The 16,553-nt window shown below is 71.5% G+C and carries 12 protein-coding genes; 5 read left to right on the plus strand and 7 right to left on the minus strand.

Translation table 11 applies throughout. From position 1 onward, the window contains the following. The first annotated feature begins 56 nt into the window (after positions 1-56). The 4 genes from ACU6WY_RS09755 (at position 57) to ACU6WY_RS09770 (ending at position 8,136) form a co-directional block, all read left to right on the plus strand. The gene (locus tag ACU6WY_RS09755; protein WP_483819466.1) at positions 57-1,229 is read left to right on the plus strand and encodes an ABC transporter substrate-binding protein; all 1,173 of its coding nucleotides are present in this window, start codon (positions 57-59) and stop codon (positions 1,227-1,229) included. 78 nt (positions 1,230-1,307) lie between these two features. Further along, positions 1,308-2,573 (plus strand): LCP family protein, encoded by a 1,266-nt coding sequence (locus ACU6WY_RS09760; protein WP_483819467.1) that lies wholly within the window; start codon positions 1,308-1,310, stop codon positions 2,571-2,573. Positions 2,574-2,628: 55 nt separating this feature from the next. Further along, positions 2,629-3,786: a glycoside hydrolase family 3 N-terminal domain-containing protein gene (locus ACU6WY_RS09765; RefSeq protein ID WP_483819468.1), complete on the plus strand. Its 1,158-nt coding sequence runs from the start codon at positions 2,629-2,631 to the stop codon at positions 3,784-3,786. 237 nt (positions 3,787-4,023) lie between these two features. Further along, the gene (locus ACU6WY_RS09770; RefSeq protein ID WP_483819469.1) at positions 4,024-8,136 is read left to right on the plus strand and encodes a DUF3418 domain-containing protein; all 4,113 of its coding nucleotides are present in this window, start codon (positions 4,024-4,026) and stop codon (positions 8,134-8,136) included. 3 nt (positions 8,137-8,139) lie between these two features. On the opposite strand, the gene ACU6WY_RS09775 is transcribed toward ACU6WY_RS09770, so the two are convergent. After that, a complete protein-coding gene (locus ACU6WY_RS09775) occupies positions 8,140-8,634 on the minus strand; it encodes a MarR family winged helix-turn-helix transcriptional regulator (protein ID WP_483819470.1) in 495 nt (164 codons plus the stop codon). Between the two features lie 39 nt (positions 8,635-8,673). On the opposite strand from ACU6WY_RS09775, the gene ACU6WY_RS09780 reads away from it, so the two are divergent. Further along, positions 8,674-9,624 (plus strand): DMT family transporter, encoded by a 951-nt coding sequence (locus tag ACU6WY_RS09780; protein WP_483819471.1) that lies wholly within the window; start codon positions 8,674-8,676, stop codon positions 9,622-9,624. On the opposite strand, the gene ACU6WY_RS09785 is transcribed toward ACU6WY_RS09780, so the two are convergent. From ACU6WY_RS09785 to mmsA, 6 genes are all read right to left on the minus strand, one after another. After that, positions 9,605-10,450 (minus strand): hypothetical protein, encoded by an 846-nt coding sequence (locus tag ACU6WY_RS09785; RefSeq protein ID WP_483819472.1) that lies wholly within the window; start codon positions 10,448-10,450, stop codon positions 9,605-9,607. The two genes, ACU6WY_RS09780 and ACU6WY_RS09785, sit on opposite strands and share 20 nt — an antisense overlap. Next, the gene (locus ACU6WY_RS09790) at positions 10,447-11,112 is read right to left on the minus strand and encodes a LuxR C-terminal-related transcriptional regulator (protein WP_483819473.1); all 666 of its coding nucleotides are present in this window, start codon (positions 11,110-11,112) and stop codon (positions 10,447-10,449) included. The genes ACU6WY_RS09785 and ACU6WY_RS09790 overlap by 4 nt, the downstream gene beginning before the upstream one ends. Continuing rightward, positions 11,100-12,419 carry a sensor histidine kinase gene (locus ACU6WY_RS09795; RefSeq protein WP_483819474.1) on the minus strand — a complete coding sequence of 440 codons (1,320 nt, stop codon included), beginning with the start codon at positions 12,417-12,419 and terminating at the stop codon, positions 11,100-11,102. The genes ACU6WY_RS09790 and ACU6WY_RS09795 overlap by 13 nt, the downstream gene beginning before the upstream one ends. An 82-nt stretch (positions 12,420-12,501) precedes the next feature. Continuing rightward, complete coding sequence (locus ACU6WY_RS09800) at positions 12,502-13,596, minus strand: substrate-binding domain-containing protein (RefSeq protein ID WP_483819475.1); 1,095 nt, start codon at positions 13,594-13,596, stop codon at positions 12,502-12,504. 76 nt (positions 13,597-13,672) lie between these two features. Further along, on the minus strand, positions 13,673-14,935 hold the full coding sequence (gene mmsB, locus ACU6WY_RS09805) for a multiple monosaccharide ABC transporter permease (protein WP_483819476.1): 1,263 nt from the start codon (positions 14,933-14,935) through the stop codon (positions 13,673-13,675). Next, complete coding sequence (gene mmsA, locus ACU6WY_RS09810) at positions 14,922-16,448, minus strand: multiple monosaccharide ABC transporter ATP-binding protein (protein WP_483821897.1); 1,527 nt, start codon at positions 16,446-16,448, stop codon at positions 14,922-14,924. The genes mmsB and mmsA overlap by 14 nt, the downstream gene beginning before the upstream one ends. Positions 16,449-16,553 lie beyond the last annotated feature (105 nt).

A 16,553-nucleotide genomic window follows, 5' to 3' on the forward strand; every position in this document is an offset into this window, starting at 1 on the left:
ACAGAACAGGTTCCACCCGCTCCACACCCGCACCACCCGCACCCGAAAGGACTCCCATGACACACAGCACACGCCGCGCCCTCAGCGCGGTCGCGGGGATCGCCGTGGCATCCCTCGCCCTCTCCGCCTGCGCGGGCGGATCCGCACCCGAAGCCTCCGGCGAGGCGGATTTCACCCCGCTGACCTCGGTGAAGCTGCAACTGCAGTGGCTGCCGCAGGCGCAGTTCGCCGGTTACTACGTCGCCCTCGACCAGGGGTACTTCGAGGAGGAGGGCTTCGACGAGGTCGAGGTCGTCCCCTCCGGAGGCGACATCGTCCCGCAGGACGCCCTCGTCGAAGGCGACGTCGACTTCGCCGTCGCGTGGGTCCCGAAGGTGCTGGGCACGATGGAGAACCAGGGCGTCGAGCTCACCGACATCGCCCAGGTGTTCCAGAAGTCCGGCACCACCCAGGTGTCGTGGAAGGACTCCGGCATCACCGGCGTCGAGGACTTCGAGGGCAAGCGCATCGGCTCGTGGGGCTTCGGCAACGAGTGGGAGATCTTCGCCGCGATGGCCGACGACGGCCTGGACGCCTCCACCGTGGAGATCACGACGCAGGACTTCTCGATGAACGCGCTCCTCGACAAAGACGTGGATGCCGCTCAGGCGATGACCTACAACGAACTCGCCCAGCTGCTCGAGACGGTGAACCCCGCCACGGGGCAGCTCTACACGATGGACGACATCGACGTGATCTCGTACGAGGACACCGCCGGTGCCATGCTGCAGGACGCGCTCTGGGCCGACACGCAGCGTCTCGCCGAGGACCCCGCGTACGCCGACGCCGCCACGCGCTTCCTGAAGGCCGTCGTGAAGGGCTGGGTGTTCGCGCGCGACAACCCGACGGAAGCCGCCGAGATCACCTACGCGGCCGCGACCGCCCCCGGAGTGAGCGCGTTCCCGGTCGGGCCCGTGCACCAGCTGTGGCAGATGAACGAGGTCAACAAGCTCATCTGGACCGGCGGAGACTTCGGGCTCATCGACTCCGCCGCCTGGGACAAGACCGTCGCGGGCGCTCTCGCGGCCGTGAACCAGGACGGCTTGAACCTCATCACGACCGAGCCCGCGGCCTCGGCGTACTCGAACGAGTACATCGAAGCCGCCCTGGCCGCCCTGAAGGAGGAGGGCGTCGAGGTCGGCGGCGACTACACGCCGATCGAGGTCACCCTCACCGAGGGCGGGAAGTAGGCTCCGCGGGGCGGTCGGGTCACCCCGGCCGCCCCGTCTCTCGCCGAGTTCCCGGCGAGGCCGTGGTTGACTACCCGGATGCCGCAGCCCCCCGCCCAGCACGCACGCCACCGTCCCGTCTCGGGGTGGCGGCGCGGCGCGAAGGCCCTCGCCCTCGTCGTCACCGTTGTCATCGTGGCGGCGGTCGCCGTGGGCGGGTTTTACGCGTGGTCGCTCTCGCAGCGGCTGCAGGAGGCCGCCGTCCCGCTGAGAGATGCGCCCGCCGCGCCCCCGGCGCTCAGCTCGTACGACGAGCCGTTCTCGGTGCTGGTCGTCGGGACCGACGAGTGCGACGACCAGGTGCGCGAGGCCTTCGGGGCGAGGTGCACCGACCCCGAGAACGAGGGCACCCGCAACGACGTCAACATGCTCGTGCACGTCTCGACCGATCCCCGCCGGGTGACGGTGGTCTCGTTCCCCCGCGACCTGCAGCTCGCGATCCCCGAGTGCACCGGGGCCGACGGCACGGTCTTCGAGGGCTCGTTCAAGGCCCCGATCAACAGCGCCTACGGTGCCGGCGGCCTCACGTGCGTCGCCGAGACCGTCTCCGACCTGAGCGGGCAGAGCATCCCGTTCGCCGCGAAGGTGAGCTTCGGCAACGTCGTGAACATCACCGACGCGATCGGCGGGGTCGAGGTCTGCATCGGCGGCGACGGCATCGACGATCCCGACGCGGGCATCGACTGGGAGCCGGGACCGCGCGTGGTGACCGGCTACGACGCCCTGGCGTTCCTGCGCACACGCAAGGGCATCGGCGACGGCAGCGACCTCGCCCGCATCGGCAACCAGCAGCAGTACCTCTCGCGCCTGGTGAACAAGCTCCGCAGCGACGAGGTGCTCTCCAACCCCGGCACGCTCATCGGCCTCGCCAACACCGCCGTGACCAACATCGAGCCGAGCGAGAGCCTCGCCGACCCGATCCGCATCGCGCAGCTGGCGTACACGCTGAAAGACGTGCCATTCGAAGACATCACCTTCGTGCAGTACCCGGTGGTCGACGACCCCGCCGACCCCAACCGCGTGATCGCCGACGAGGCCGCCGCGGCCATCCTGTGGGATGCGCTCGACCGCAACGCCCCCCTCACGCTCACCGGCGAGGCGGGGGCCAACGGCGGTGTCGTCGCCGACCCGTCGGCCCCGACTCCCACCCCCGCCGAGCCCGCGCCGAACGAGCCCGCACCGGCCGAGACGACGCCCGCCCCGGATGCCACCGACGCCACCGCCGCGCCGGAGGTCGTCGAGCTGCCGAGCAACGTCAGCGGCTCCAAGGCCAACCAGTTCACCTGCTCGGCGGGCAACGGCTGAGTCAAGCCCGGCGCGACAGCGAGCGCGACGACCCGACATGCGGGACGATCGACGGGTGACGAACGCGACCCGCTCGACGGTCCTCCTGCTGCTGACGACTCTGGCACTGGCCGGGTGCGTGCCCGAACCGGCTCCCGCGCCGACCCCGACAGCGAGCCAGACCCCGACGCCGACCCCCACCGCGACGCCCACGCCGGACCCGCTCGCGGGGATGAGCGTGGAAGACAAGGTGGGCCAGATGTTCATGGTCGGCACCTCGGTCGACGGCGCCGACCCGACGACGCTCGCCGCGGTGCGCGACGACCACATCGGCGGGATCTTTCTGCACGGCCGCTCCGACGCGGGGGTGCAGGCCACCGCTGACCTCGTGACGGGCTTCACCTCGGTGGTCGCCCCCGGACAGCCGGAGCTGTTCATCGCGACCGACCAGGAGGGCGGCACCGTGCAGGTGCTCTCGGGACCCGGGTTCGATCGCCTGCCCTCCGCCGTCGAGCAGGGTGGACAGGACGACGCGACCCTCCGCTCGAACGCCGCCGTCTGGGGCGCGCAGCTGGCGCAGACGGGCGTGAACATGACCCTCGCGCCGGTCGCCGACGTCGTCACGAGCCCCGAGACCGCGCAGAGCAACCCACCCATCGGCGAGCTGGCGCGCGAGTACGGCTACGACGGTGCGACGGTCGCGGCCAAGGTCGGCGCCTTCGCGCAGGGGATGCGCGACGGTGGCATCCTGCCCACCCTCAAGCATTTCCCCGGCCTCGGTCACGTGAGCGAGAACACCGATACCCGCACGGGCGTGACCGACGACGTCGTCACGGCCGACGGTCCCGACGTCGGCGTTTATTCGACGGTGCTCCCCCAGGGACCGGCGGTGGTCATGGTGTCGACCGCGTTCTACGCGCGGCTCGACCCGAACGCGCCCGCGGCCTTCTCTCCCGCCGTCGTCGCGGTGCTGCGCGACACCGTCGGCTTCGACGGCGTGGTCACCGTCGACGACCTCTCGGCCGCCCGCCAGGTACAGCCCTGGTCGCCCGCTGATCGCGCGACCCTCGCCGTCGACGCCGGCATCGACCTGCTGCTGGTCTCGGCCGATTCCTCGGTGTACCCCGAGATGCGGCAGGCGGTGCTCGCCCGAGCGCAGAGCGACCCCGCCTTCGCCGAGAAGGTGGATGCCGCCGTCACCCGCATCCTGGCTCAGAAGGCCGCGATGCCCTGACCCCTCGGCATCCACCCCGCTCTGCCGCTGCCCCTGCCGCTGCTCCCTCGATCCCGATAAACGCGATTCGCGGCGAGAAACGCTGCCGCGGCGTTTCCCAGTCGGATGCGCGTTTATCGAGGGGGCAGGGCGGGGCAGGAGCAGGGGGCAGGGCAGGGGGGCGGGCAGGGGGCAGGAGCGGGGCGAGAGCGCGCCCGAGACGACCGGGTCCCCGCGCCCGCGATAGGCTGAAAGGCTGTGTCTGTCGAACCCGTCATCGTCTACCCGCCCGAGCTGCCCGTCAGCGCCGCGCGGGACGAGATCGCGCGCGCGATCCGCGACCATCAGGTCGTGATCGTCGCCGGCGCGACCGGATCGGGCAAGACGACACAGCTGCCAAAGATCTGCCTCGAGCTCGGTCGCACCTCGATCGCGCACACGCAGCCGCGGCGCATCGCGGCCCGCACGATCGCCGAGCGCATCGCCGAAGAGATGCAGGTTCCCCTCGGGTCCACGGTCGGCTACAAGGTGCGCTTCACCGACAAAGTGTCGGCCGACACCCGGGTGGCGCTCGTCACCGATGGCATCCTGCTCAACGAGATTCACCGCGATCGGCTGCTCCGCCGATACGACACGATCATCGTCGACGAGGCGCACGAGCGCTCGCTGAACATCGACTTCCTGCTCGGGTACCTGCGGCGCATCCTCCCGAAGCGCCCCGACCTGAAGATCATCGTCACCTCGGCCACGATCGACCCCGAGAGCTTCGCGCGCCACTTCGCCGCCCCACCGGCCGAGCCCGGCGGCGACCCGGTGCTGGCACCGGTCATCGAGGTGTCGGGGCGCACGTATCCGGTCGAGATCCGGTACCGTCCGGCGAGCGACGCGGGCGAAACTCCTGAAGAATCGGATGCCGACGGCCCCGGCGTCCCGCCCGCTCGCGGTAGCGCCGCCCCGAAGCCCGCGAAAATCAGGACTTCGGCCCGCGCCGGCCGCGACGCCGACGACGTCGACGAGGTCGGGGCCGTCGTCGCCGCCCTGCGCGAGCTCGACCGCGAGCCCCCGGGCGACGTGCTCGTCTTCTTCCCCGGCGAGGCCGAGATCCGCGATGCGGCGGATGCCATCCGCGGGGCGTATCAGAAGGATGCCGCGCCCACCGAGGTCCTGCCCCTCTACGGCCGCCTCTCGGCCGCCGAGCAGCACCGCGTGTTCGAGCGGTCGACGGTCGCCGGCGTCCGCCGCCGCGTGATTCTCGCGACCAACGTCGCCGAGACGAGCCTCACCGTCCCCGGCATCCGGTACGTCGTCGACACCGGCACCGCGCGCATCTCGCGGTACAGCAACCGCTCGAAGATCCAGCGGCTGCCGATCGAGGCCGTGTCGCAGGCCTCGGCGCAGCAGCGCTCGGGACGCGCGGGACGCACCTCGCCCGGCATTGCGATCCGCCTGTATTCGGAAGAGGACTTTCTCCGCCGCCCGGAGTACACCGAGCCCGAGATCCTGCGCACGTCACTGGCATCCGTCATCCTGCAGATGCTCTCGCTCGGGTTCGGCGACATCCAGGCGTTCCCTTTCCTGACCCCGCCCGATTCGCGCGGCGTGAAGGCGGCTCTCGATCTGCTCGTCGAGCTCGGCGCGGTGACGCTCCCCGGCCGCGGCGACGAGCGCGGGCCACGGCTCACCGGGATCGGGCGCGAAATCGCGCGGCTGCCCATCGACCCGCGCTTCGCCCGCATGCTCCTCGAGGCGCGGGGCTCGGGCGTCCTGCCCGAGGTGCTCGCGATCGTCGCGGGAATGTCGATCCAAGACGTGCGGGAGCGCCCCGAGGAGCGGCGCGAGGAGGCGGACCGCTTCCACGCCCGCTTCACCGACCCGGCGAGCGACTTCCTGTCGCTCCTGAATTTGTGGGACTACCTCCAGGAGAAGCAGGCCGAGCTGGGCTCGAGCGCGTTCCGCCGCCTGTGCCGCAGCGAGCACCTGAACTACGTCCGCGTGCGCGAGTGGGTCGACGTGCACCGGCAGTTGCGCTCGGTGCTCGGGAGCGACCGCGGCGGCGCTCCCGCGAAGAACGATGTCCCGAATTCTGCTGCTCCGAGCCGCTCCGGGCAGCACCGTTCGGGACATGCTCCGTCAGAAAGGGGACGAGGGGCGCGCACAGACGCCGAGCCGCAGGGCCACGCGCAGGGCGACGCCATCCACCGCGCCGTGCTGTCGGGACTGCTGTCGCACCTCGGCATCCTCGACCCGCGCACCGTGGCCCAGACGAAAGACCGGAAGGCCCCCGGCGACGCCCGGCCCACGAAGGGCGAGTACATCGGCGCCCGCGGCGCGCGGTTCGCGATCTTCCCGGGCTCGGGGCTGAAGAAGAAGCGGCCGTCGGCGGTCATGGCGGCCGAACTCGTCGAAACCTCGCGCCTGTTCGCCCGCACCGTCGCCGCCGTCGACCCGGCGTGGGCCGAAGAGCTCGCCCCCGACCTGGTCAAGCGGTCGCTGAGCGAGCCGCACTGGTCGAAGGATGCCGGCTCCGCCGCCGCCTACGAGAAGGTGACGCTGTTCGGGGTCGAGCTCGTCTCGCGCCGCCGGGTGCAGCTCGCGCGCTTCGACCGCCCGCTCGCCCGCGAAATGTTCGTGCGGCACGCCCTCGTCGAGGGCGAGTGGGATCCCACCGTGCTCGACAAGCGCCTCACCGCCTTTCTCCGGCGGAACCAAGAACAGCGCCGGTTGCTGGAGAAGATCGAGGAGCGCGAGCGTCGCCGTGACATCCTCATCGGCGACGAAGCGGTCTTCGCGTTCTACGCGGCGCGCATTCCGGCCGACGTCACCGACGTGCGCTCGTTCGAGACCTGGTGGAAGGATGCCTCGACCCGCACGCCGCACCTGCTGGACCTGCGCGAGTCCGATCTCACCGGCGACCGCGCCCAGGGCGACGACCGCGCCTTCCCCGCCCGCTGGCGGCAGGGCGACCAGACCCTGAACCTCGCCTACCGCTTCGAGCCGGGCGCCCCCGATGACGGGGTGACGGTGGTCGTCCCGCTGCCGCTCCTGGCGCAGCTGCGCCCCGACGGCTTCGACTGGCAGGTGCCGGGCATGCGCGACGAGCTGGTCACGGCTCTGCTGCGCGCGCTGCCCAAGACCATCCGCCGCAACGTCGTGCCCGCGGCCGACTGGGCGGAGAAGTTCTCGGCCGAACTCGCCGAGAAGGGGCCGGAACACGCGAACGGCCTGCCGAAGACTCCCCTGGTCGACGCGCTCGCGGCCCTGGTGCAGCGGGTCGCCAACCAACGGGTCAGTGCCGCCGACTTCGAGCTCGACCGCGTCCCCGCGCACCTCCTGCCCTCGTTCCGCGCGGTCGATGCCCGCGGCCGCGCGGTGGGGTCCGATCGTGATCTCTCCGCACTGCAGCGGCGCCTCGCCGACCGCGCGCGCTCGAGCGTCGAGTCGACGATCGCCCGCCCGCCCGCGGTGAAGGCCGCCGCGCGCGTCGCCGAGGCGTCCCCCGCCTTCGCCTCCCGCACGCAGCTGACCACCTGGGACCTCGACGACCTCCCCGAGGTCGTGGACACCCCGGTCGCCGGTGGTGTCGTCCGCGGCTACCCCGCGCTCGTCGACGAGAAAGACAGTGTCGCCCTCCGCGTCGAGGCAACGCCCGAGGAGGCCGTGCGGCGCACGCGCGCCGGCATCCGTCGACTGCTGCTGCTGGCGGTGCCCTCGCCCGCGACCTACGTGCTCGACCACCTGACCGCGAACGAGAAGCTCGCCCTCGCAGCCTCGCCGTACCAGAACGCCAAGGCCCTCATCGAGGACGCCCGCGTCGCCCTCGCCGACGACATCCTCGTGCGCGAGACCCCGACCGGGGTGGTCCGCACCAAGGCCGACTTCGAGCGGGTCCGCGACGCGTTCTCGGCGGCATCGGTCGAGCGCACGTTCCAGACGGTGTCGCTGGCGGCCAAGGTCCTGCTCGCCCAGCGCGAGGTCGAGCGGGCAATGAAGGATGCCTCGTCGATCACGCTCCTCGGAGCGCTCAACGACGTGCGCGGCCAGCTGCAGGGGCTCGTCTTCCCGGGCTTCCTCTCGCGGACCGGTCTCGCGCGCCTCGCGCACCTGCCGCGCTATCTCGCCGGAGCCCTCGAGCGTGTGAAGACCCTGACCGACAACCCCGGCCGCGACCGTCAGCGCATGACCGAGTTCGAGCGGGCCGCCGCGGGCTTCATCGAGGCGGGCGGCACCGTTCCTCTCCCGGCCGATGCCCCCGCGACCCTCGTGCAGACCCGGTGGTTGCTCGAGGAGTTGCGCGTGAGCTTGTTCGCCCAGCGTCTCGGCACCGCCGAGCCCGTCTCGCCGCAGCGGATCGCCAAGGCGCTGAAGGGCTGACGCTCACACGCCGAGCGCGCGACCCCAGACGCGCAGCAGCTCTTCGAGCTGACGACGCTGCTCCGGGGTGAAGGCCGCGAGCAGACGCTCCTCGTTGCGGACGTGGGCGGCGAAGGCCTCGTCGATCACACGCAGCCCGGCGGGAGTCAGCGCCACGATGCGACCGCGCCCGTCGTCGCCGCTCCCTCTCCGCAGGACGAGTCCGGATGCCACGAGTCGGTCGACGCGTTTCGTGACGGCGCCCGTGGTGACCATGGTGTGCCGCGCGAGATCGCCAGCGGCGCAGGCGAACGGCTCGCCCGCACGCCGGAGGGCGGCGAGCACGTCGAACTCCCCCTCGCCGAGACCGTGCTGGCGGTAGACGACGAGGAGCTCCTCGCGGAGCCGGTCGGCGACGCGATGCAGACGCCCGATGATCTGCAGGGGCGTGGCGTCGAGGTCGGGGCGCTCCGTCCTCCACTGGGCGGCGATGGTGTCAACGCGGTCGGTCTCGGTCATCCCCCCACTTTACCTTCCGCGGAAGGTAGTATGCCTTCCATGGAAGCTAACTGGCGGGTCGTGCTCCTCACCGCCGTCGCCCCGATCGCGTGGGGGGCGACCTACGTCGTCACCCGGCACCTGCTCCCGCCCGACGCTCCCCTGTGGGGCGGTGCACTCCGGGCGCTCCCCGCCGGGCTCCTACTCTGGGCGCTCGCCCGCCGTCGCCCGCGCGGCGCGTGGTGGTGGAAGGCCCCCGTGCTGGGAGCCCTGAACTTCGGCGGGTTCTTCGTGCTCGTCTACGTCGCCGCGCAGCTGCTGCCTTCCTCGATCGCCGCCTCGATCATGGCGCTGGCCCCCCTCGCGCTCGCGGGCCTGGCCTGGCCGTTGCTGGCCCAGCGCCCGACGCTGCGCTGGGCGGCCGCCGCCGGGCTCGGATTCGCCGGGGTGACCCTCGTCGTGGGTCTCGGTGCCGCACCCGTCGCCCCGGCGGGGGTCGTGGCATCCGGGGTCGCTCTACTGTCGTCGTCACTGGGCGCGATCCTCACCACGCGGTGGCGCGACGACACCCCGCTGCTGGCCACGACCGCGTGGCAGTTGATCGCCTGCGGGCTCGCGCTCACGGTCGTCGCGGGGGTGGTCGAGGGGCCGCCCCCGAGAGTGGATGCCACCGGCGTCGCGGCCTACGCGGGCGTCGCCGTGATCGCCACCGCGCTGGCGTTCGTGTGCTGGTTCACCGGGCTTCGCCACCTGCCCGCCGGGACCGTCGGGCTCATCGGGCTGCTCAATCCCGTCACCGGCGTGCTGCTCGGCGTCGCCGTCGGCGGGGAGACGCTGGGGGCCGGACAGATCGCGGGCATCGCCGCCGTGCTCGCCGCGATCGTCGTGGCCCGCCCTCGCTCCGTCGGAGCACACCCCGAACGGGGCCGAGGTCCGTCGTCCGCGCCCCCGGCGACGACGTCCCCCGACCCCGGCGGTCGGCGCGCGCGACCTACGACGCCCGCAGGGTGACCGACCCGAGCGCCGTCTGCACCTCGATCCGCGCGGTCGCCGTCGGCGACGTGGGCAGGGTGTTCTCGACCGACCCGGGCCCGTCGCTCACGACCAGATACGTGTCGTCGGGCAGGGCGATGTCGGCCGAGCCGGCCGTGACGTCGATCCTCGTCGACGTCGGCGTCGCGCCCGTGAGCACGGCCGAGAGGTCGCCCCCCGCCACCGAGAAGCTCGCGGAGTCGGTTCCCGACACCTCCGCGACGGCCGAACCGCCCGCCACCGACAGGTCGAGGGCGTCCGCGCGTCCCGAGAGGGTCGCCTCTCCCCCGGTCAGCTGCACCGTCAGGTCGCCGAAGTCGCCGTCGACCCGGAGGCTCCCGCCGGCGACGTCGACCCGGAGGTCGACGTCGGAGCGGCCCAGCTCCCGCGGCAGCGTGAGGGTCGCGGCGGGACCGCTCCCCCAGTCGACGAGGGAGTGATCGGGTGAGACCACGCGCAGCGTGGAACCCCTCCGCTCGAAGGTCCAGCCCGCCACGTCCGCCCGCGGCCCGTCGAGCACCGCCTCGGATACCTCGCCGTATTCGATCGTGAGCGATCCCCCCGCGATGTCGACATCGAGGTCCCGCACCCCCTCGATATCGCTCGCCTGCCGCTGTCCGCCGTCGGGACCCCGGCCGAACGTGGCGGCCGCCGAGAACCCGCTGCTCGCGAACGCGCCGAGGATGGCGCACCCGCCGACGACGATCGTGACGATCGAGACGGCCAGTGCGACGCCCGAGCGGCGCGGAGGGGTCGGCGCCGCGGCGGGCGGCGGCGTCGGGGCGAGGGGCGTCTGCACGGTCATGAGGTGACTCCAGTGGTGTCGTGGCCGAGGTGGACCAGCGCGGCGATGACGCGGCGATTGCCCGTCTCGTCCTGCTCGAGGCCCAGCTTGGTGAAGATGGCGGTGATGTATTTCTCGACGCTGGCCGGGGAGACGAACAGCGCCTGGGCGATCGCCTGGTTCGACCGCCCCTCGGCGATGAGGGCCAGCACGGCCCGCTCGCGCTCGGTGAGGGACTGCAGCCGATCGTCGCGGCGACGCCGCGCGAGGAGCTGGCCCACGACCTCGGGATCGAGCACCGTGGCGCCCTCCGCGATCCGGGCGACCGCGGCGAGGAAGTCGCGCACGTCGGCGACGCGATCTTTCAGCAGGTAGCCGAGCGAGCCCTGCCCGTCGGCGATGAGATCGCTGGCGTACTGCTCCTCGACGTACTGCGAGAGCACGAGCACGGCGAGCCCGGGATGCCGCGTGCGCAGCGCGATGGCCGCGCGGATGCCCTCGTCGGTCCAGGTGGGCGGCAGTCGCACATCGAGCACGCAGAGGTCGGGCGTGGTCTCCGCGACGGCGCCCTCCAGGCCCGCGGCGTCGGGGAGGGCGGCGACGACCTCGTGGCCGTCGTCGGCGAGCAGGCGCACGAGCCCCTCGCGCAGCAGGACCGAGTCCTCGCAGATCAGGATGCGCACGGCACACTCACCTCCACCGACGTCGGTCCGCCCTGCGGGCTGTCGAGCCGCACGGTGCCGCCGGCGGCGGTCACCCGGTTGACGATGCCGTCCAGGCCACCGCCGGGCACGACCCGGGCGCCGCCCAGACCGTCGTCCTCCACGCGTGCCCAGAGCGTTCCGTCCTCGCGCTGCCGCACCTGCACGCGGCACGCACTCGCCCGGGAATGCTTGGCGGCGTTCGTGAGGGTCTCGGCGATCGAGAAGTACACCGCCGCCTCCGCGGGCCGGCTGCACCGCCGCGGGAGGCGCACGTCGAGGGTCACCGGGATGTGCGAACGCGACGCGAGCGCCGAGAGGGCGGCATCCAGTCCCCGATCCTCGAGAACCGAGGCGTGGATGCCGCGCGCCAACTGCCGCAGCTCCGTAATGGCCGACTTGGTCGAGGCGTGGGCTTCGGCGACGAGCGCCTTGGCTGCTTCGGGGTCGTCGTCGATCTTCGTCTGCGCGAGGCCCAGCGTCATGCCGATGGACACCAGGCGCGGCTGCACGCCGTCGTGGAGGTCGCGTTCGATGCGGGTGCGCTCGACCTCGGCCGCTCGCACGGCCCCGGCACGACGGGTGTCGGAGGTGCGCGCCTGCTGCTCGAGCTCGGCTTCGCGGGAGGGGACGAGGATTGCCCGAGCGAGGACCCCGTGGAGGAGCGCCAGACCGATGACGGCGGCGACCGCGACGAGGGCGACGAGCCCCCCGATCACCGGAACGCCGACCCCGTCGAGCAGCACCATGCCGAAGGGGCGGGCGGGCCGCCACCCGAAGATCGGGCTCACCGCGAGCGCGAGGCCCCACGCGCTGGCTCCCACCAGGAAGAGTGTGGCCAGCCCCAGCACCGTGGAGATCGTGAACGACGCGACCGCACGCCACTGCCGGGCGTCGATCGCCTGGAGCCAGATGGTGTGCAGCACCCCGGGGAAGCCGGTTCGCTCGCTCCGGCGCACGCGCACCGGCGGAAGACCGAACCCGTACAGCCCGTCGAGGCGGGCCTGCTCGAACCACGCGATACCGAACAGGGCGTAGACGAGACCGACGAGGAGCACGACCCCGATCAGCACGGCGAAAAGAAGTCCGACGCCGGCTCCGAACAAGCCGAAGATCACGCCGAAGACACCCGGACCGATGAGGCCGAGAGCCGCGAGCTGGGCGATGGCGCCGGCCACGTGGCCGGGCGACGAGATGCGCACCTTCGGCCCGGAGACCTCGCCCGAGGCGGGGCTCGCCGCGAGCGTCGGGGTCGGCGACGGAGGAGGAAGAACGGATGCCGTGGTCATGTGTTCCACGGTAGGGCGCGGCTCCGCGGCGGTCAGCAGGGCCACCCCGCTCGTTCGTTCGGGTTATCCCGAACGCGCACGCTCAGAGGTCTTCCGCGTCCAGCCACCCGGTGTCGAGGAGGAGCACCCGGACCGACGCCTGGCGGACCACCTCGACGTCGGCCATCTGCCCGTCGGGGGCGGGCGTCTCTCCGGCCCGGGCGGCCTCGACGGCGTCGGCGACGCGGGCGGCGAGGTCGCGGGTGTCGACGAAGACAGTCGCGTCCACGATGCCGTCGCGCACCGCCCGAGCGACCGTGACATCGGCACCCGACCCCACGACCCAGGGCAACGGCGTCGGCTCGGTGGCAACGTCGTCGGTGGCCGACGGCGTCGGTTCGGGCGTGGCGGTCGGGGTCGCCTCGGGCCCGGGCTCGGTGAGCGCGGTCACCACTCCGCGGGTCACGGCGTCGCCGAGCGCGAGCACCGCGGTCGGCGTCGCGCTCTCGCCGCCGGTCAGCAGACTCCGCAGACGCTGCTCGGCCGCGTCCTCGACCTCGATCGGGTCATTCGCCACCGCGGCGTCGACGATGTCGGCTCCCACGACGAGCGTGACCGCGCCGGACTCCCGCGCGGGGGCGAGGGTCGCCAGCGCGGCGTCGTACCGGGCAACAGCCTCCGGGTCACTCGCCGCGCCGGTGAGCACCGCCAGCCGCGTCGTGGCCTCCGCGGGGAGGTCTGCGATCAGCGTCGCCGCCTGCGCCCGCCCGACCTGAGCCGGGTCGATGCCCGCGGTGACGCCGCCATCGTCCACGCCGCGCAGCGCACGGACGAGCGGGATGCCGCCGCCGATCGCCGCCTCCTCGGCTGAGAGCTCGGCCTCGGCGGTCAGCGGCACGAGCACCACGGCCTCCTCGCCCTTGGTGACCATGTTCTGCACCTGGGCGGCCTGCGTTCGCGCCTCGCCGGCGGCGTACTGCAGATCGACGCGGTAGCCCCGCGCGCGCAGATCCTCCTGCAGGGTCTCTCCGAAGCGCGTCCACGCGAGGTCGTCGGTCGAGGGCAGGGCCACGCCGATCACGCCCGCACCGTCGCTCGTGCCCGTCGTTTGCGCGGTCGTCGTCGCCGTGCAGCCGGCCAGCAGCAGGGCGGCCGCGGCGAGGAGCACAACGGCGCGGCGGGCGGGGCGACGGATCACCCGCTCCATCCTGCCCCACGAACGACGGACGCCCCGCCGCACGAGGCGACGGGGCGTCCGGAATCGTGGCTGTGGATCAACCCCGCGTGCGGTTCTTGTTCCACACGTCGAAGGCCACCGCGAGCAGGAGCACGAGGCCCTTGATGAACTGCTGCACGTCGGTCGAGATTCCCATGAGCGACATGCCGTTGTTGAGCACACCCATGACCAGACCACCGGCGATCGCACCGACCACGCGGCCGACACCACCCTGCACGGCGGCGCCACCGATGAACGCGGCGGCGATGGCATCCAGTTCGAACAGGTTTCCCGCGCCCGGACCGGCCGAGTTCAGGCGACCCGTGAACACGATGCCGGCGAGGGCCGCGAGCACACCCATGTTGACGAACAGCAGGAAGTCGACGCGACGGGTGTTGATGCCCGACAGCTTCGCGGCGGTGCGGTTGCCACCGATCGCGTAGATGTGGCGACCGAAGACGCTGCGGCTCATGACCGTCGAGTAGCCGATGATCAGCACGGCGAGGACGACCAGCACGATCGGGGTGCCGCGCGAACCGGGGGCCACACCCAGCAGGTAGGTGAGGTAGGCGATCAGCGCGCCGCCGCCGACGATCTTGAAGAGGAACCAGCCGCGGGGCTCGTTCTGCAGCTCGAGTGCCGCGCGCTTGGCGCGCTGACGCACCTCGGAGGCGATGAAGAGGACGAGCGTCAGAGCGCCCAGCGCCACCGTGATCCACTCGGCCGGGGAGCTCGTCGCCGGGAAGAGGTCGGGGAAGAGGTAGCCACCGCCGAGCTGGCGGTACTCGGTCGGGAACGGCGTGATCTGGGTGTTGCCCAGGGTCATCTGCGTCAGACCGCGGAACAGGAGCATGCCGGCCAACGTCACGATGAACGCGGGGATCCCGACGTACGCCACCCAGAAGCCCTGCCACATGCCGACCACCGCCCCGAGCAGGAGCGAGAGCAGGATGCCGAGCCACCAGGGCATGCCCCACTGCACGATGAGCACACCCGAGACGGCACCGACGAAGGCGGCGACCGAGCCGACCGAGAGGTCGATGTGGCCGGCGATGATGATCATCACCATGCCGATCGCGAGGATCAGGATGTAGCTGTTCTGAACGATGATGTTCGACACGTTGCCCGCGGTGAGCAGGCGACCACCGGTGAGCGCCTGGAACAGCAGGACGATCACGATCAGCGCGATGAAGATGCCGATCTCGCGCAGACGCGACGTGAGGAACTGCACGATGCCGCCGGCTCCCCCGGCGCCACCGCCGACGGGGCCCTTCGGCGTCGCCGGACCGGCCTGGGTCGCGGTGTTGTTAAGCGCTGACATGGTCGGCTTCCTTCTCCTTCGTCATGAGCACCATGAGGGCCTCGGGTGTGGCCTCTTCGATGGGCAGCTGGCCGGTGATGTGGCCTTCGCTGAGGGTGTAGATGCGGTCACAGATGCCGAGCAGCTCGGGAAGCTCCGAAGAGATCACGAGCACCCCCTTGCCCTGCGCCGCGAGGGAATTGATGATCGTGTAGATCTCGTACTTGGCGCCCACGTCGATGCCACGGGTGGGCTCGTCGAGAATGAGCACCTCGGGGTCGGAGAACAGCCACTGCGACAGCACGACCTTCTGCTGGTTGCCGCCCGAGAGCTTGCCGACCACGACGTCCACCGAGGGCGCCTTGATGTTCATCGACTTCCGGTAGCGGTTGGCGACCAGGTACTCCTCGTCGCCGTCGACCCAGCCGCCCTTGGCGAGCTTGCGCATGCCGGCGAGGGAGATGTTGCGCTTGATGGTGTCGATCAGGTTGAGCCCGGCACCCTTGCGGTCCTCGGTGACGTACGCCAGTCCACTGCGGATGGCGGCGGGCACCGTGGAGGTGTCGACCTTCTGACCGCGGATGTAGACGTTGCCCGTGATGCGCGAGCCGAAGCTCCGTCCGAACACGCTCATGGCGAGCTCGGTGCGCCCGGCGCCCATGAGGCCGGCGATTCCGACGACCTCGCCGGCACGGACGTGCAGGTTGGCCTCGTGGATGACGACACGGCTGGCATCCACGGGGTGGTGCACGGTCCAGTCCTCGATGCGCAGCATTTCGTCGCCGATCTCGACGTCGCGGTCCGGGTAGCGGTTCTCCAGCTCACGGCCGACCATGCCGCGGATGATGCGGTCTTCGCTCGTGCCGCCGGTCGCCACGTCCAGCGTCTCGATCGTGCGACCGTCACGGATGATCGTGACCTCGTCGGCGATCGCGCGGATCTCGTTGAGCTTGTGGCTGATGATGATCGACGTGATCCCCTGGCCCTTGAGGTGGCGGATCAGGTCGAGCAGGTGCTCGGAGTCGTCGTCGTTGAGGGCCGCGGTGGGCTCGTCGAGGATGAGGAGCTTGACGTCCTTCGACAGCGCCTTGGCGATCTCGACGAGTTGCTGCTTGCCGACGCCGATCTCGTTCACCGGCACGTCGGGGCTGTCGCCCAGGCCCACGCGCGCCAGAAGCTTGGAGGCCTCGCGGTTGGTGGCATCCCAGTCGATGAGACCGCGGTGGGTGATCTCGTTGCCGAGGAAGATGTTCTCGGCGATCGAGAGGTAGGGGCTGAGGGCCAGCTCCTGGTGGATGATGACGATGCCGGCCGCTTCGCTATCGCGGATGTCCTTGAACTCGACGGTCTTGCCGTCGAAGACGATCTCGCCACGGTAGTCGCCCGCGGGATACACACCGCTGAGCACCTTCATGAGGGTGGATTTTCCGGCGCCGTTCTCGCCGCAGATGGCGTGCACCGTGCCGCGGTCGACGGTCAGCGACACGTCCGCGAGGGCGATGACGCCGGGGAACTCCTTGGTGATCGAGCGCATCTCGAGGATGGTGCTCACGAGGTCCTCCTTGCAGGGCCGGCCCGGGGCCGGTGGGGATGGGGAAACAGGGGCTTCCGCCGCGACCGGCGGACCGGTCGCGGCGGA

This window comes from Microbacterium sp. ZW3a, from assembly GCF_057167165.1.